This is a genomic window from Cupriavidus sp. 21MJTG02-4 (assembly GCF_057798975.1).
In genome coordinates this window covers 274,863-290,680 of sequence record NZ_JBYOJP010000002.1, presented here as the reverse complement: position 1 = coordinate 290,680, position 15,818 = coordinate 274,863, and the positions used below count along the sequence as shown (strand labels likewise).

15 protein-coding genes are annotated in these 15,818 nt (G+C 63.6%); 5 read left to right on the top strand and 10 right to left on the bottom strand.

The window, feature by feature from the left end; genetic code table 11:
- Window positions 1-8: 8 nt before the first annotated feature.
- From AC3FKH_RS04590 to AC3FKH_RS04575, 4 genes are all read right to left on the bottom strand, one after another.
- Window positions 9-944, bottom strand: a complete 936-nt coding sequence (locus tag AC3FKH_RS04590) for a branched-chain amino acid ABC transporter permease (RefSeq protein WP_011298876.1) — start codon at window positions 942-944, stop codon at window positions 9-11.
- A 211-nt stretch (window positions 945-1,155) separates the two neighbouring features.
- Window positions 1,156-2,358: a branched-chain amino acid ABC transporter substrate-binding protein gene (locus tag AC3FKH_RS04585; protein WP_483709123.1), complete on the bottom strand. Its 1,203-nt coding sequence runs from the start codon at window positions 2,356-2,358 to the stop codon at window positions 1,156-1,158.
- A gap of 623 nt (window positions 2,359-2,981) precedes the next feature.
- On the bottom strand, window positions 2,982-3,956 hold the full coding sequence (gene ispH / locus AC3FKH_RS04580; RefSeq protein ID WP_488673298.1) for a 4-hydroxy-3-methylbut-2-enyl diphosphate reductase: 975 nt from the start codon (window positions 3,954-3,956) through the stop codon (window positions 2,982-2,984).
- 9 nt (window positions 3,957-3,965) lie between these two features.
- Window positions 3,966-4,454 (bottom strand): FKBP-type peptidyl-prolyl cis-trans isomerase, encoded by a 489-nt coding sequence (locus AC3FKH_RS04575; protein WP_483709125.1) that lies wholly within the window; start codon window positions 4,452-4,454, stop codon window positions 3,966-3,968.
- A gap of 108 nt (window positions 4,455-4,562) precedes the next feature.
- Between AC3FKH_RS04575 and radC the strand changes: the two genes are divergently transcribed.
- From radC to nadB, 4 genes are all read left to right on the top strand, one after another.
- Window positions 4,563-5,249 (top strand): RadC family protein, encoded by a 687-nt coding sequence (gene radC, locus AC3FKH_RS04570; protein WP_488673295.1) that lies wholly within the window; start codon window positions 4,563-4,565, stop codon window positions 5,247-5,249.
- A 177-nt stretch (window positions 5,250-5,426) separates the two neighbouring features.
- Window positions 5,427-5,660, top strand: a complete 234-nt coding sequence (gene rpmB, locus AC3FKH_RS04565) for a 50S ribosomal protein L28 (RefSeq protein ID WP_006575661.1) — start codon at window positions 5,427-5,429, stop codon at window positions 5,658-5,660.
- A 13-nt stretch (window positions 5,661-5,673) separates the two neighbouring features.
- Entirely contained in the window at window positions 5,674-5,844 is a 171-nt protein-coding gene (rpmG, locus tag AC3FKH_RS04560) for a 50S ribosomal protein L33 (protein ID WP_010814980.1), read from the top strand.
- Window positions 5,845-6,051: 207 nt separating this feature from the next.
- Window positions 6,052-7,638, top strand: a complete 1,587-nt coding sequence (nadB, locus tag AC3FKH_RS04555; protein ID WP_488673290.1) for an L-aspartate oxidase — start codon at window positions 6,052-6,054, stop codon at window positions 7,636-7,638.
- A 65-nt stretch (window positions 7,639-7,703) separates the two neighbouring features.
- On the opposite strand, the gene nadC is transcribed toward nadB, so the two are convergent.
- The 6 genes from nadC to purN all read right to left on the bottom strand — a co-directional run bounded on the left by nadC (window position 7,704) and on the right by purN (window position 14,910).
- The gene (gene nadC / locus AC3FKH_RS04550) at window positions 7,704-8,567 is read right to left on the bottom strand and encodes a carboxylating nicotinate-nucleotide diphosphorylase (RefSeq protein ID WP_488673289.1); all 864 of its coding nucleotides are present in this window, start codon (window positions 8,565-8,567) and stop codon (window positions 7,704-7,706) included.
- Window positions 8,564-9,718 (bottom strand): quinolinate synthase NadA, encoded by a 1,155-nt coding sequence (nadA, locus tag AC3FKH_RS04545; protein ID WP_488673287.1) that lies wholly within the window; start codon window positions 9,716-9,718, stop codon window positions 8,564-8,566. The genes nadC and nadA overlap by 4 nt, the downstream gene beginning before the upstream one ends.
- 134 nt (window positions 9,719-9,852) lie before the next feature.
- Complete coding sequence (locus AC3FKH_RS04540; RefSeq protein ID WP_488673285.1) at window positions 9,853-11,043, bottom strand: DesA family fatty acid desaturase; 1,191 nt, start codon at window positions 11,041-11,043, stop codon at window positions 9,853-9,855.
- A gap of 364 nt (window positions 11,044-11,407) precedes the next feature.
- Window positions 11,408-12,784 (bottom strand): mechanosensitive ion channel family protein, encoded by a 1,377-nt coding sequence (locus tag AC3FKH_RS04535; RefSeq protein ID WP_488673283.1) that lies wholly within the window; start codon window positions 12,782-12,784, stop codon window positions 11,408-11,410.
- A 69-nt stretch (window positions 12,785-12,853) separates the two neighbouring features.
- Window positions 12,854-14,248 carry an RsmB/NOP family class I SAM-dependent RNA methyltransferase gene (locus AC3FKH_RS04530; RefSeq protein WP_488673281.1) on the bottom strand — a complete coding sequence of 465 codons (1,395 nt, stop codon included), beginning with the start codon at window positions 14,246-14,248 and terminating at the stop codon, window positions 12,854-12,856.
- Window positions 14,245-14,910: a phosphoribosylglycinamide formyltransferase gene (purN, locus tag AC3FKH_RS04525; RefSeq protein ID WP_488673279.1), complete on the bottom strand. Its 666-nt coding sequence runs from the start codon at window positions 14,908-14,910 to the stop codon at window positions 14,245-14,247. The genes AC3FKH_RS04530 and purN overlap by 4 nt, the downstream gene beginning before the upstream one ends.
- Before the next feature lie 236 nt (window positions 14,911-15,146).
- Between purN and AC3FKH_RS04520 the strand changes: the two genes are divergently transcribed.
- On the top strand, window positions 15,147-15,806 hold the full coding sequence (locus AC3FKH_RS04520; protein WP_483709138.1) for a response regulator: 660 nt from the start codon (window positions 15,147-15,149) through the stop codon (window positions 15,804-15,806).
- Window positions 15,807-15,818: the final 12 nt, after the last annotated feature.

Genomic DNA, 15,818 nt, shown 5'->3' with positions numbered 1-15,818 from the left:
CGCTCCCCTCAGGCACGGTCAGCCACGCGCTCGCCCATGATGCCGGACGGACGGAACACGAGTACGGTAATCAGCACAATAAACGCAAAGACATCCTGGTAGTTGGAACCAAAGACGCCGTTGGTCAGGTCGCCGATATAGCCGGCGCCCAGTGCCTCGATCAGGCCCAGCAGCATGCCGCCAACCATGGCGCCAGCCAGGTTGCCGATGCCGCCCAGCACCGCGGCGGTGAACGCCTTCAGGCCGGGAATGAAGCCCATGTAGAAGTGGGCGTTGCCATAGTTGGTGGCCATCATCACGCCAGCCAGCGCGGCCAGCGTCGCGCCGATCATGAACGTGGCGGAGATGACGAAGTTCGGGTTCACGCCCATCAGGCCGGCAACCTTCTGGTTTTCGGCGGTGGCGCGCATGGCGCGGCCCAGCTTGGTGCGGTTGACCAGGGCCAGCAGGCCGGCCATGACCATCACGGCGAGGCCGATGATGACCATTTCCTTGCCGGTAATGGTGGCGCCGGTGGAGCCGATGTCGATCGGTTCGGAAGGCAGCAGCTGCGGGAAGGTCAGCGGGTTGCGCGACCAGATCAGCATGCCCGCGGTCTGCAGGATGATGGAAACGCCGATGGCGGTGATCAGCGGTGCCAGGCGCGGTGCATTGCGCAGCGGCCGGTAGGCGATCCGCTCGATGGAATAGGCCAGTACAGCACAGACCGGCATGGCGATGAGGGTGGCAATCACCAGCGTCAGCCACTCGGGCAGCCCGGGAGCGAATTTCTGCAGCCCCAGAATCGCTGACAAAGCGGTCAGCGCGCCAATCATCAGGACGTCGCCGTGGGCGAAGTTGATGATGCCCAGAATGCCGTAGACCATGGTGTAGCCCAGTGCGATCAGCGCATAAATGCTGCCGAGCACCAGACCGTTCACGATCTGCTGGATAAAGATATCCATGAAAACTCCTGCTTCAGCCCCGGTTCTTACGGCATGGTGTGGATGCCGGAGGGACCATGGTGCGAGATGGGTAGGTGAGTGTGGTGGGTTGCTGGTAAGCGGCCTTGCCCTGTTCCATCCTTGGTAAGGATGCTTCTACATTAGGCGAGGCTAAAAAGAACGGCACCGCAAAATACTCACGGTGCCGTTCGGATGGGCCGGTAAGCCCGAATTACATCTTCACGACGTCGAGAACGGACTTCTTCTTGTCCTTGTACTCGTACAGCGTGATGGTGCCTTCCTTCATGTCGCCCTTCTCGTCAAAGGCGATGTTGCCGATCACGCCCTTGTAGTTGGTCTTGGGCATTTCGGCCAGGATGGCGGCCGGCTCGGTCGAGTTGGCGCGCTTCATGGCATCCACGATGACCATGACGGCGTCATACGTGAACGGTGCGTAGATCTGCACCGGCGCATTGAAACGAGCCTGGTAGCGCTTCTCGAAGTCCGCGCCGTTCTCCATCTTCGACAGGGCCAGGCCTGCCTCGGAACAGATGATGTTGGACACGGCATCGCCGGCCAGCTCGGCCACCTTGTCGGTACAGACGCCGTCGCCGCCAACGATCTTGGACGAGATGCCCAGTTCCTTGGCTTGCTTGGCGAACGGGCCGCCGGTGGCGTCCATGCCGCCGTACATGATGACGTCAGGCTTCTTGCCCTTGATCTTGGTGAGAATGGCCTTGAAGTCGGTGGCCTTGTCGTTGGTGGCTTCACGCGCCACCACGTTCACGCCTGCCGCCTTGGCGGTCTTCTCGAACTCGTCGGCCAGGCCCTTGCCGTAGGCGGTGGCATCGTCGACGATGGCCACGCTCTTGGCGTGCAGGCTCTTGGCGGCGTAGTTGGCCAGCGCCGGACCTTGCTGGGCATCGGTGGCGACCACGCGGTAGGTCGTCTTGAAGCCCTGCTTGGTGTAGTCGGGGTTGGTCGACGACGGCGAGATCTGGACGATGCCGGCATCGCTGTAGATCTTCGACGCCGGGATCGACACGCCCGAGTTCAGGTGGCCGACCACGGCCACGACCTTCTGGTCGACCAGCTTCTGGGCCACGGCGGTGCCGGTCTTCGGATCGGCCGCGTCGTCTTCGCCGATCAGTTCCAGCTTGATCTTCTTGCCACCGATCTCGAGACCCTTCTTGTTGACTTCTTCCACGGCAAGGCGGGCGCCGTTTTCGTTGTCCTTGCCAAGGTGGGCGATACCGCCGGTCAGCGGAGCCGCGTGACCGATCTTGACGACAACTTCACCGCCGCCAGCGGCCGGAGCGGCAGCCGCAGGAGCCGATGCCGACGGTTCAACCGGCTTTTCTTCTTTCTTGCCGCAAGCTGCAACGAGCGCCACTGCGGCCGCAATCGGCAGAATCTTGGCAAACGAGATTTGCATGAGTGATCTCCTAGGGATTCACAAAACGGGGATTTGCGACGCCTCCCGGACGTCTCCCCGTACCGCCTTTGTTTAGTTTCAATTTGAAACGCGCGCATTGTATCCCCTTTCTTCGGCGATGCAATACGCGACGCAACAACCTGGACGAATTACCCGCCAATCGAGCTAGGGAATTTCCCCAATGCACAGATTGGGGCAATTCCTGATCGCCTGGTGGCGTCAACGCCATTGCTTACAAGAACCGTGCCTGCTTCTTCTCTCCATTGAAATATACGCGCCTGGGGCCATACATAATCCATCCGTATTAATTAGGCATTTCATTCGCAAACCCATGCACCGCTATCTAATGTGCAGAATGTAGCGCCGCACCATAATAGGGAAAACCCCAGTTACGGGGATTACCCTGATTTGTCTGCTTACCCGAACAGGCACGTAATGAGTGCCCCTTAATGGGGCGTATTCAGAGCCTTCCGTAGGATTGAATTTCAAAGATTATCGTTGTGACGATAAAAGCATCCGGTCAACTGGAGCGAAATGTCGGTACGCCCGCGCACGCAGGGCGCGGATACGGCAGGGAAAGTGAAGCGGGGAAACAGGCGCCGCAGGAGGCGGCGCCTGGCAGGTCAGGCGGTAACGCCGGCCGGGATAGTGGCCTGCAGCCCGCGCGGAAGCGGGAAGGCCATGTTTTCTTCAATGCCTTGCAGGGCGCGGACATGGCCCGCGCCGAGTTCGCGCAGGCGCGCGACGATGGATTGGGCAAGTTCCTCGGGCGCCGAAGCGCCCGCGGTCAGGCCGATGCGACGCTTGCCAGCGACCCATTCGGGGCGCACCTGCTCCGGCGCATCCACCATGTAGGCCGGCACGCCTAGGCGCGCGGCCAGCTCGCGCAGGCGGTTCGAGTTGGAACTATTGGGGCTGCCCACGACGATCACCACGTCCACCTGGGGCGCCATGAACTTCACGGCGTCCTGACGGTTCTGCGTGGCATAGCAGATGTCCTGCTTCTTGGGCTCGCGGATCAGGGGGAAGCGCGCCTTGAGTGCCGCCACGATCTCGAGCGTCTCGTCCACGGACAGCGTGGTCTGCGTCACGTAGGCGAGGCGCGCGGGATTGGCCACCGCCAGGCCGGCGACATCAGCCACCGACTCGACCAGCAGCATGCCGCCTTCGGCCTGCCCCATCGTGCCCTCGACCTCCGGATGCCCGCGGTGGCCGATCATCACGATCTCGCAGCCTTCCGTGCGCATCTTGCCCACTTCCACATGGACCTTGGTCACCAGCGGGCAAGTCGCGTCGAATACATTGAGGCCGCGCACGGCGGCCTCGGCCCGGACGTCCTTGGACACCCCGTGGGCACTGAAGATGACGGTGGCGCCGGCAGGCACCTCGTCCAGCTCGCGCACGAACACGGCGCCCTTGCGGCGCAGGTCCGCCACGACATAGGCGTTGTGGACGATCTCGTGACGCACATAGATTGGCGCCCCGAAGCGTGCCAGCGCGCGCTCGACGATCTCGATGGCGCGGTCGACGCCGGCGCAAAAGCCGCGCGGCTGCGCCATCAGGATCTCGGCATCGGGGGCGGTAGTCAGGTCAGGCATGCTGCAATGTCAGAGGATCCCGATCAGCTGCACGTCGAACAGGATGGTCTGCCCGGCCAGCGGATGGTTGAAATCGAACAGCGCCGCCGTGTCGCCGAACTCCTTGAGGACGCCGGCGTACTTGCCGCCGCCGGGCGCGTTGAACTCGACCAGGTCGCCCGGGCTGTAGTCTTCCTCGAACGAGCTGTTCTCGCGCAGCGTGGCCAGCGAGACCCACTGGAGCAGTTCCGGGTTGCGCGGGCCGAACGCCTGCTCGGGCGCCAGGCGATAGGTCATGCGCTCGCCCTCGGGCATGCCGAGCAGCGCCTGCTCCAGGGTCGGGGCGAACTGACCCTGGCCGAGCAGCAGCGTGGCGGGCTTGTCCTCGAACGTGCTCATGACTTCGGTGCCGTTTTCGAGAGAGAGACTGTAATGGAGGGTCAGGAACGAGTCGGCCTGGACCGTCTTGCGGCCAGCTGCGCCGCCGTCGGCTTCCGACGCAAATGTTTGCAAATTCATGGGTGATCAACCAGGGAACAACCCGTATTGTATTCGACTGGGCTGCCGGGCGCCCTGCCCATCCACGCCTGCCCGACCCGGACTCACCCGTCCAGAGACTCCCGAGACATGAGCATCACAAACTGGCCACCCTGCGAGCGGCCGCGAGAAAAGCTGCAGGCGAGCGGCGCCGCTGCCCTGTCCGACGCCGAGCTGCTGGCCGTGTTCCTGCGCATTGGCGCGACGGGCAAGAGCGCGGTGGAGCTGGCGCGCGATCTGATGGTTCATTTTGGCTCGCTGACCCGCCTGTTCTCGGCCGATGCACGAACCGTCCTGGACATCCGGGGCATGGGCGAAGCCAAATACACCCAGCTGCAGGCCGTGCCCGAACTGGCACGCCGCATGCTGGCCGAGTCACTGCAACTGCCGCGCGGCCTGGATTCCCCTGCGGCGGTACGCAACTACCTGCGCCTGACGCTGGCCCCGCTCGCGCATGAGGTCTTTATCTGCCTGTTCCTCGATACCCGCAACCGCATGATCGCGACCGAGGAAATGTTTCGCGGCACGCTGACCCAGACCGCGGTCTATCCGCGGGAGGTGGCACGCCGCGCGCTGGCGCACAATGCCGCCAGCGTCATCATCGCGCACAACCACCCGTCCGGGTCGTGCACGCCAAGCCAGAGCGACATGCAGATGACCCGCATGCTGGGCCGCGCCCTGGCACTGATCGACGTACAGCTACTCGACCACTTCGTCGTAGCGGGCACCCATGTGCACTCCTTTGCCGAGCACGGACAACTGAAATTCGTCACGTGATGCCGACGGCACTGCAAAGGGGTATACAACACCAGAGTGCAGAAGGCATTGATTCATCGGCGGCTTCCGGTCTATAATGCCCGTTTGCTGTGTCTCATCCGCTGCAGTCCGGGCCCGCGCGCCTTTTGTTGATCTGTTGCGAACATTGTCCACGAATAGAAGAGTTAGGAGTGCTTCATGGCACGCGTCTGTCAAGTGACCGGGAAAGCGCCGATGGTCGGCAACAACGTTTCCCACGCAAACAACAAGACCAAGCGCCGTTTTCTGCCCAACCTGCAGAATCGTCGTTTCTTTGTTGAATCGGAAAACCGCTGGGTGAGCCTGCGCGTCTCGAACGCCGGCCTGCGCCTGATCGACAAGAAAGGCATCGACTCCGTGCTCGCCGATCTGCGCGCACGCGGCGAAGTCTAATTAGGAGTACATCATGGCAAGCAAGGGCGGCCGCGACAAAATCAAGCTGGAATCGACCGCAGGTACGGGTCACTTCTACACCACCACCAAGAACAAGCGCACCATGCCGGAAAAGATGGAGATCATGAAGTTCGATCCCGTCGCCCGCAAGCACGTCGCTTACAAGGAAACCAAGATCAAGTAATTGATCCGGATTCCAGCCAGAAAGCCCCGCTACCGCGGGGCTTTTTGTTTTTGTGGCGTCAGCGCGGCTTATGGCGCGCACCGAGGTTCGCCACAGCGCTTTTGCCCCTTGCACAGGCGACAGCGCTGATGCATGAGGGCACCCCGGGGTGTAGACTTTCGAGCTTTCCCTCCAATGCCGCGCCCTCGCGCGGGCACCTCCTGCACCATGAACTTCGACGTCGCCATCGTAGGCAGCGGGCTGGCCGGTCTCACGGTCGCGCTGCAACTGGCCGACACCCACCGGGTTGTCATCCTCAGCAAGCGCGCCATGACGCATGGCGCCAGCGATTGGGCCCAGGGCGGCATTGCCGCAGTGCTGGATTCAGGCGACAGCCATGACGAGCACACGCAGGACACGCTCGTCGCCGGCGCCGGCCTTTGCGATGAAGAAGCCACGCGTTTTATCGTCGAGCACGGGCGGGAAGCCATCCAATGGCTGATCGATCGCGGCGTGCCGTTCACCAGGGACGAACAGGCCGAACTCGGCTATCACCTGACCCGCGAGGGCGGACACAGCCGTCGCCGGATCATCCACGCAGCCGATGCGACTGGCCATGCCGTCGTCAGCACGCTGTCGGAGCAGGCGCGCCAGCATCCGAACATCACGATCCTCGAAGACCAGTTCGCCGTCGATCTGATCACCTCGCGCAAGCTCGGGCTACCTGGCAACCGCTGCTACGGCCTGTATGTGCTCGACGACGGCACCGGCGAGGTTCGCACCATCACCGCGACGCACACGGTGCTGGCCGCCGGCGGCGCCGGCAAGGTCTACCTGTACACCACCAACCCGGACACGGCCACTGGCGACGGCATCGCCATGGCGTGGCGCGCGGGCTGCAGGGTATCGAACATGGAGTTCATCCAGTTCCATCCGACCTGCCTGTACCACCCCTATGCCAAGTCCTTCCTGATCTCGGAAGCCGTGCGCGGCGAAGGCGGGCTGCTGAAGTTGCCGGACGGCACCCGCTTCATGCCCGAACATGATGAGCGCGCCGAACTGGCGCCGCGCGACGTGGTGGCGCGCGCGATCGACTTCGAAATGAAAAAGCGTGGCCTGGACTGCGTCTACCTCGACATCACGCACCAGCCCGAGGCCTTCCTCAAGGAGCATTTCCCCACCATTCACGCCCGCTGCCTGGAGCTGGGCATCGACATCGCGCGCGAGCCGATTCCCGTGGTCCCGGCCGCGCACTACACGTGCGGCGGCGTGGTGACCGATACCGCGGGCCGCACCGATATCGGCAACCTCTATGCCGTAGGGGAAACCGCCTGCACGGGCCTGCACGGCGCCAACCGGCTGGCATCGAATTCACTGCTGGAGTGCATGGTCATCGGCCGCGCCGCCGCCACCGACATTGCAGGCCAGGACAAGGCCGGCTTGCCGGATCTCACGCTGCCGGCCTGGGACGAGAGCCGCGTCTCGGACGCCGACGAGGAAGTCGTGGTCTCCCACAACTGGGACGAACTGCGCCGCATGATGTGGAACTATGTCGGCATCGTTCGCACCAGCAAGCGGCTGGAGCGCGCGCAGCACCGCATCCGCCTGCTGCGCGAAGAGATCGCCGAGTACTACGCGAATTTCCGTGTCACGCGCGACCTGCTGGAACTGCGCAATCTGGTCGAGGTCGCCTCGTTGATCGTAGACAGCGCGTATTCGCGCCATGAAAGCCGCGGCCTCCATTTCAGCCGCGACTATCCGGAGACCCTGCCCAAGGCGCTGCCTACCGTGATGCAGCCCGCGCGCAAGCGCTGACAAGCCGTACTCCATGCAAAACGGCCCGCATCGAGCGGGCCGTTTTCGTTCTGCGCAGTCAGCAATCAGCCGATGATGCGCAGCGAGTAATCGGTGGCGCGCACATCCTTGGTGAGCGCCCCCACCGAGATGCGGTCCACGCCGGTCTCGGCAAAGGTGCGGATGGTCTCGGCATTGACACCGCCCGATACCTCCAGCAGTGCGCGGCCGGCATTGATGCGTACGGCATCATGCATCATCGGCACCGTGAAGTTGTCGATCAGGACCGAGGTGGCACCGGCAGCCAGCGCTTCCTCCAGTTCCGCCAGCGACTCCACCTCGACCTGGATCGTCGCGTCGGCGCCCAGCGCCAGGGCAGCTTGCATCGCCGCCGTGATGCTGCCGGCCGCCGCAATGTGGTTTTCCTTGATCAGGATACCGTCATAGAGCGCCAGCCGCTGGTTCTCGCCACCGCCCACCCGGACCGCGTACTTCTGCGCCAGCCGCAGGCCCGGCAGTGTCTTGCGAGTGTCCAGCACGCGCGCGCGCGTGCCGGCGATCAGGTCGGCATAGCGTCGCGTGACCGTCGCCACGCCGGACAGCATTTGCAGGAAATTCAGCGCGGGCCGCTCCGCAGTCAGCAGCGCGCGGGCGGGTCCGGTGATTTCGCAGACGATCGAATCGGGTGCCATGCGGGCGCCCTCTTCCTGCTTCCAGCTCACCACCAGACGTTCGTCGATGGCCTTCATGCAGGCGGCGAACCACGGCTGACCACAAAGCACCGCCTGCTCGCGCACGATCACCCGCGCCAGCGCCTGCTTGTCGGCCGGCACCAGCAGGCCGGTCAGGTCACCGCTGCCTACGTCTTCGGCAATGGCCGCGCTGACGTTGGCTTCCAGCGCCACCTTCAGCGCCGAACCATAGCTATCGAAAATGGGTTTCACGCTCATGCCGGGCCGATTCCCTGGAACAACGCCTGTTCTTTCGCCAGGTCAGCCACCGGGCGGACATTGGCCTTCTGCTGCGCAGCGAAATCCAGCATGCGGTTGATGCAGACCACGGCCTGGCGGCCCGTGGCCGGATCCACGTGGATCTCGTTGCGGCCGGTCTCGAGCACTTCGGCCAGGTTCGACAGCGCGTTCATCGCCATCCACGGGCAGTGCGCGCAGCTCTTGCACGTGGCGCTGTTGCCCGCGGTCGGCGCTTCGATGAAGTGCTTGCCCGGCGCCGCCATCCGCATCTTGTGCAGGATGCCGTTGTCCGTCGCCACGATGAATTCGGTCGCGTCCAGTTCCTGCGCGGCCGCAATCATCTGCGACGTGGAGCCCACCACGTCCGCCTGCGCCACCACGTTGGCCGGCGACTCCGGATGCACCAGGATCTTGGCGTTGGGAAACTCGCGTCGCAGCAGGTCCAGCTCGACGCCCTTGAATTCGTCATGCACGAGGCAGGAGCCCTGCCACAACAGCATGTCGGCACCGGTCTGCTTCTGGATATAGCCGCCGAGATGCTTGTCCGGTGCCCACAGGATCTTCTCGCCGCGCGCATGCAGGTGTTCGACGATCTTCAGGCCGATGCTGGAGGTCACCATCCAGTCGGCCCGGGCCTTCACCGCCGCGCTGGTATTGGCGTACACGACCACGGTGCGGTCCGGATGCGCGTCACAGAAGGCAGCGAATTCGTCGGCCGGGCAACCCAGGTCCAGCGAACAGGTCGCATCCAGGTCCGGCATCAGGATGGTCTTTTCCGGGCTCAGGATCTTGGCGGTCTCGCCCATGAAGCGCACGCCGGCCACCACCAGGGTCTGGGCCGAATGGTCACGGCCGAAGCGGGCCATTTCCAGCGAGTCCGAAACACATCCGCCCGTTTCTTCGGCCAGGTCCTGCAGGTCGGCGTCGACGTAATAGTGCGCGACCAGCACGGCGTTGCGCTCTTGCAGCAAGCGCCTGATGCGCGCCTTGAGCGCCTGCCGCTCGCCTGGAGTGAGCACGGGCGGCACCTTGGCCCAGGCATGGGCCACGCAGCTACCACCGGCGGGGTCTTGGCTATCCGCCAGGTTCGGCTTTTCGAACTCGACGGTCTTGATCGATTGGGGGGTCATCTCCGGTACTCCTCTTGGCCCCTCAGGCATGCAAACTTCATGCGGGCGGCCAGAACATGGGGGAGTTTATCTAAAACAAAAGGCCCCGCCATGGGCGGGGCCTTGTGTAGCCATTCGGGCGCGGGCCGATTGTATCAGGCGTAGCGGCGCAGGCGCAGCGAAAAATCGTGCAGCGCCTGAATTCCGCTGGCCTCGGCACGATGGCACCAGGCCTGCAATTGCTGCAGCAGTTGCTCGCGCGTCAGGTTGGAACGGCCCCAGATGGCGGCCAGCTCACGTCGCATTTCCACGAAGGTGTGCAGCGACTTGCTCTGCTCCACGATGCTGGCCAGTTGCTGGCGTTGCGGCGCGGCCAGCTTGGCCTCTTCGCGGTGGAACCACTTGCCGGCCGGCTTGAGGGTGCGGTACTCGGCGCCACGGCCTTCCTTGAGTTGCTCCAGTTCCTGGCGGAACGCGCTCTTCAAGGCTTTGGCGTAGCGCGCCATCACGTCATAGCGATTGGCGATGATGGCTTCCAGCGTGTTGTCGTCCACCGGACGCGCTTCCACGAGCCGGGCCTTGGGCGGCGTCTTCTTCACCTTGGCCAGCCCCACGGCCTGCATGGCGCGGATATAGCCCCAACCCACATCGAACTCGTACCACTTGATCGAGAACTTGGCCGACGTCGGATAGGTGTGATGGTTGTTATGCAGCTCTTCGCCACCAATGATCAGGCCCCACGGCGACACATTGGTCGAAGCGTCTTCGCAATCGTAGTTGCGATAGCCCCACCAGTGGCCCAGGCCATTGATGATGCCGGCAGCGTGGATCGGGATCCACAGCATCTGCACAGCCCAGACCGTCATGCCGATCACGCCGAACAGGGCCAGATCGATAATCAGCATCAGGCCGACGCCCTGCCAGCCGAAGCGCGAATACACATTGCGCTCGACCCAGTCGTTGGGGCAGCCATGGCCGAACTTGGCAATGGTTTCCTTGTTCTTCGACTCGGCGCGATACAGCTCGGCGCCTTCCAGCAGCACCTTGCGGATGCCACGGGTCTGCGGGCTGTGCGGATCGTCTTCGGTCTCGCACTTGGCGTGGTGCTTGCGGTGGATGGCAGTCCACTCGCGGGTGACCATGCCCGTGGTCAGCCAGAGCCAGAAGCGGAAGAAATGCTGGGCAATCGGGTGCAGGTCCAGCGATCGATGCGCCATGCAACGATGCAGGAAGATGGTGACCCCGGCGATGGTGATGTGCGTCATCACCAGCGTGTAGATCACGATCTCCCACCAGGACCAGTTGGCAAGGCCATTGGCGGCCCAGTCAAGAATAATGTCGAACAAACTCTGTTCTCCGTCGGTTAAACAGGGGCATTCCTTTGCGGCTGCCCCGGCGCCGTGCACAACGCGCAGAAAAAAGACTGCAAATCTACTGATTGCGATATGGTCTGGCGTCTGCCAGGGACCGGCCATCTCATGGCGGGAACCCCCGGCGCGCAGTTCCGGCGCCGGCGGTTGGCAGGCGGGACAGGCACGAGCCGCTGCAATCTGGCGGCTGTCGGTGTGGGCGCGCGGGATGCTCGCAACCCGCGACAACCCGGCATTCTACCGGATTGCTCAAGCCTGAGTCATACGCTTTTTCCCGGAGTTTGACGAGGCGCCGCGATTTTTGTTCCCTTGTGCGGCTCCTGCCTGTTTCTTTATGAAGTCATGCCGATTTGGCCACTTCCGCGGGTGGCGCGGAAACCTCATCGACCGAGTGGAGTTCCTGCGGCGCATTGAGCACGCGGATTTCCCGCTGGGGATATGGGATCGAAATCCGGTGTTCGCGCAGCGTACGCCAGATTGCCCGGTTCATGGCCGACTGCACGCCGAGCTTCCCGTTCTGCGGGTCGGCAATATAGACGGCTACCTCATACTCGATGCCGCTATCCGCGAACATCACCAGAAATGCCGCCGGCGCAGGGTCCTTCAGCACGCGTGGCAGTTCGCGCACGCATTCGGTCAGCAGCATGATCACGGTCTCGGGATCCGCCGCATAATCGGCTTGCACCCGCGTCGCCACGCGGACATGCGTGTTGGAAAACGAGTGGTTCTGCACCGACTGCGCCACCAACTGCTCGTTAGGCACCAGGGTCTCGCCGTCGCCGTTGCGCACCACCGTGTAGCGGGTGCGGATCTGCGAGACAGTACCGGAGTACTTGTCCACCGTAATCTGGTCGCCCAGCTTGACCGAGCGGTCGAGCAGGATGATGAAGCCCGAAATGTAGTTGCTTGCGATCTTTTGCAGGCCAAGACCCAGGCCGACGCCAAGTGCACCGCCGAACACGGACAGCACGGTCAGGTCGATGCCCACCAGCGACAGGCTCAGCAGCAGCGAGACCAGCAGCAGCAGCGCCTTCGAAATGCGGGTCAGCACGACCTTCAGGTTCACGTCGAGACTGGCCGAGCGCATCAGGCGCTCTTCCAGCCAGGACCCGAACCACATGGCCACCAGCACCGTCAGCAGGATCCACACGACCGCCATCAGGATGTCCGCCAGGCTCACCTTCTGCTTGCCCAGCGAGAAGCGCATGGCCTCCATCCATCCCGTCACGTCGGAAAGCAGGCCGAGCACGTAAAGCGCCATGGCCACCCAGACCAGCGTGGTCAGCACTTTCTCGACCAATAGCAGCATGCCGTGCAACTGGCCGCTGCCGGACAGCACGCGCCGCAGGATATAGAACGTGAAGTACAGCGAGGTGATGCCGAACAACGGCACAAGCGCCAGCCGCAGCACGCTGATCGCCATCATGGGCTCCAGCCCGAAACGGGCCGCCATCACGAGCAGCCAGCCGAAGAGCGGGAACATGGCCCGCTCAAGACTGGCTGCGGCAAAGCGCAGCGAGAAACTCGACGATGCGTAACGATCCTCTAGCCGTTTGACGATAAAGCGCGCGAGCGGCCAGGCTGCCAGCAGGCAGCCGCCCAGCACGACAAGCTGCCAGATGAAGCCGGGGCCGCCCGCATCCCGGAGCAGGTCGTCGAGCATCCTGCCGAATGTCGTGTGCGTGGCCGTCAGGCCGGCCAATGGGTTTCCGCTCATGGAGAATCTGCCTGGACCTTGCTGCCGCACCAGTCGTCGCGCTTGCCGCGCGACGACTGGCGGGAGGGATTACTGCGTACGCTCCAGGACCGCGGCGAAGAAGCCGTCGGTCTGGTGCAGGTGGGGATACAACGCGAACATGCCGCCTTCCGTCGGCAAGTCAGGCACTTCGATCTTCTGCTCGGCCAGCACCTCTGCGACCGGAACCAGCCGGAAATTCGGGTGGGCGGCGAGGAAGCTGCGCACGATGGCCTCGTTCTCGGCTTCCAGCACGCTGCATGTCGCATAGACCACGCGGCCGCCGCCTTTCACCAGGCGTGCCGCCGCGTCCAGGATCGCGCTCTGCTTCGCGGTCAGCTCCAGCACCGATTCCGGGCTCTGGCGCCATTTCAGGTCCGGATTGCGCCGCAGCGTGCCAAGCCCGCTGCAGGGCGCATCGACGAGCACCCCGTCGATCTTGCCGGCCAGGCGCTTGACCTTGGCGTCGCGTTCCGAATCGATCAGCACGGGATGCACATTCGATAGCCCGCTGCGCGCCAGGCGCGGCTTGAGATTGGCGAGGCGCTTCTCAGATACATCAAACGCGTAAAGGCGGCCGGTCGAGCGCATCGCCGCGCCGAGCGCCAGCGTCTTGCCGCCGGCGCCCGCGCAGAAATCCACCACCATCTCGCCGCGCTTCGGCGCGACCAGGCTGCACAGCAGCTGGCTGCCCTCGTCCTGAACCTCCACCAGCCCATTCACGAACAGCGGCAACTGGTTCAACGCCGGCTTGCCTTGCAGTCGGATGCCGGCCGGCGCCATCGGCGTGGGCTCGGCGCGCAGGCCGGCTTCTTCCAGCTCGGCCAGCACGGCTTCGCGGGTGGCCTTGCCAAGATTCACGCGCAGATCCAGCGGAGCCGGGCGCAACCATGCATCCCCCAGTGCCGAAGCAAACGCTTCGCCGTGCTGTGCCACCAGGTTATCGAACAGCCATTCCGGCAGGTTTGCCCGCACGCGGGGCGACAGGCTGGCGCGCTCGATCGTGGTCAGGCGATCGAGCCACTCGCCTTCCTCCGGATACAGGAAAGGCGAAAGCACATCGCGGCCAAGGGTTGCCGCCAGACCCAGCAGCGCCAGGCGGCGCGACGCCGCGCCGGTGCCGCTCTCGGCAAACTGGCCGAACTCTACGCGGCGGCGCAGCACCGCGTAGACCGCCTCGGCGATGATGCCGCGTTCGCGATGGCCGAGCTTGGGGTTTTCGCGGAAGTAATAGCTCACCACGGCATCGGCCGGGCGCGCGAACAGCATGACTTTGCCAAGCAAGCGGTCGATATGCTGGATGTGCGTAGCGTGAAGTCCGCTCGAGGAACGTACCTGCTGACCGTCCGCACCGGGGGCCTTGCGAATAGGACTGGACTTGCGGGCCCGCGCAGGCTGGCGGGAATCCTTGGGCGCCGGGCGCGCCCCGGCCTGATGACGACTCATGGCTTTGCTCCTGCCGCCGGTACACCGGCGGAGATGGCCATAAGCAGTTGAGGCTCGGCCGGATTGACGTGAACGACCCCGTTCTGGACCAGCAGGCGTCCTTCGACAAACCATTGGACGGCACGGGGATAAATCAGATGCTCGCAATCGAGCAGGCGAACGGCGAGGCTCTCGGGCGTATCGACCGGCAATACATCGAGAGCCGCCTGAATCACAATAGGACCATGATCCAATTCAGGCGTGACGAAATGCACGGTGGCACCGTGCAGTTTCACGCCGGCGTCGAGCGCCTGCTTGTGGGTATTCAGGCCCGGGAAGCAAGGTAGCAGCGACGGATGGATATTGAGCAGGCGACCGGCATAACGATCCACGAAGCCCGTGGTCAGGATGCGCATGAAGCCGGCAAGCACCACCAGATCGGGTGCATAACCATCGATAGCCTCCGCCAGTGCCGCGTCGAAGCTTGCGCGATCGGGATACAGGCGGTGGTCGACCACGCTAGTGGCGATGCCGCGGTCCTTTGCAAACTGCAGCCCGGCCGCTTCCGGCCGGTTGGAAATTACCGCAGCGATGCGCGCCGGCCACCCGCCGGCCGCGCAGGCCTGGACGATGGCTTCCATATTGGAGCCCCGCCCTGAAATCAGGATGACGATTTTTTTCATCGCGCAATTCTACCAAGGGCAAGCACCAAACTCCGGCAAACCCAAATCATCAGGCGCTTAATTCGCGAGAATCGGAGTCGGGCCACTGCAACGGGCACGCGACAGTGAAGCCCCAAAGACCCGTTTGATAGATTGTGACGCCTCGCACCCTCTGATAGAGTGGCCCCTACGTCCACGCTCCAGTTTTGTGCAAGCTGGTGACAACAAGGACGAAACGGGAAATTACGGGAATTAGCATGTCGAACGCTGCACCGACGTTGTTGGTGGTCGATGATCATCCGATGGCCTTGTCAGGCACCACTGCATTCCTGACGGAGGTGATGCCAGATGTTGCAGTCCATGCCGCCGGCAGCGCCCGGGAAGCGCTGACGAGCCTCCAGCAAGGCCTGCGCCCGGATATCGTCCTGCTTGATATCTGGCTGAACGATGGCACCGGCTTCGATGCCATGCAGTCCTTCAAGACGGTAATTCCAGGCGCGCGGTTCATTTTCATGTCGGCGGAAGCCACGCCTGAAATCGTCGGACGCGCCCGCGCCCTGGCTGCCTGTGGTTTCGTGGGCAAGCACCTGGACGCGCACGCCTTCACCTCTGCGGTGCGCAAAGTGCTCGCCGGCGATACCTCGTTTCCGACCGATGAAGCGCTCAGCGGACGCGCCCAGTCGTTTGGACCGGCTCACGGCATCCCCGTGACGCCTGCCGAGCTGGGTCTGACGCCGCGCCAGGGCTCGGTGCTTGCGCTGGTGCTGGAAGGATTGCCGAACAAGGTGATCGCGCGCCGGCTCGGACTGACCGAGAACACCGTAAAGGAGCACGTTTCGGCCATCCTCCAGCGGCTCGGTGTCCGGACGCGCATGCAGGTCATGTCCCGCATGGAACGCTTCCGCCTGCGTCAGTAAGGCCGTCCAGCT

Excerpts from the sequence above, each read along its gene's own strand:
- AC3FKH_RS04590 (WP_011298876.1), bottom strand. The coding sequence starts at position 944 with ATGGATATCTTTATCCAGCAGATCGTGAACGGTCTGGTGCTCGGCAGC.
- AC3FKH_RS04585 (WP_483709123.1), bottom strand. The coding sequence starts at position 2,358 with ATGCAAATCTCGTTTGCCAAGATTCTGCCGATTGCGGCCGCAGTGGCG.
- ispH (WP_488673298.1), bottom strand. The coding sequence starts at position 3,956 with ATGCCTGACCTGACTACCGCCCCCGATGCCGAGATCCTGATGGCGCAG.
- AC3FKH_RS04575 (WP_483709125.1), bottom strand. The coding sequence starts at position 4,454 with ATGAATTTGCAAACATTTGCGTCGGAAGCCGACGGCGGCGCAGCTGGC.
- radC (WP_488673295.1), top strand. The coding sequence starts at position 4,563 with ATGAGCATCACAAACTGGCCACCCTGCGAGCGGCCGCGAGAAAAGCTG.
- rpmB (WP_006575661.1), top strand. The coding sequence starts at position 5,427 with ATGGCACGCGTCTGTCAAGTGACCGGGAAAGCGCCGATGGTCGGCAAC.
- rpmG (WP_010814980.1), top strand. The coding sequence starts at position 5,674 with ATGGCAAGCAAGGGCGGCCGCGACAAAATCAAGCTGGAATCGACCGCA.
- nadB (WP_488673290.1), top strand. The coding sequence starts at position 6,052 with ATGAACTTCGACGTCGCCATCGTAGGCAGCGGGCTGGCCGGTCTCACG.
- nadC (WP_488673289.1), bottom strand. The coding sequence starts at position 8,567 with ATGAGCGTGAAACCCATTTTCGATAGCTATGGTTCGGCGCTGAAGGTG.
- nadA (WP_488673287.1), bottom strand. The coding sequence starts at position 9,718 with ATGACCCCCCAATCGATCAAGACCGTCGAGTTCGAAAAGCCGAACCTG.
- AC3FKH_RS04535 (WP_488673283.1), bottom strand. The coding sequence starts at position 12,784 with ATGAGCGGAAACCCATTGGCCGGCCTGACGGCCACGCACACGACATTC.
- AC3FKH_RS04530 (WP_488673281.1), bottom strand. The coding sequence starts at position 14,248 with ATGAGTCGTCATCAGGCCGGGGCGCGCCCGGCGCCCAAGGATTCCCGC.
- purN (WP_488673279.1), bottom strand. The coding sequence starts at position 14,910 with ATGAAAAAAATCGTCATCCTGATTTCAGGGCGGGGCTCCAATATGGAA.
- AC3FKH_RS04520 (WP_483709138.1), top strand. The coding sequence starts at position 15,147 with ATGTCGAACGCTGCACCGACGTTGTTGGTGGTCGATGATCATCCGATG.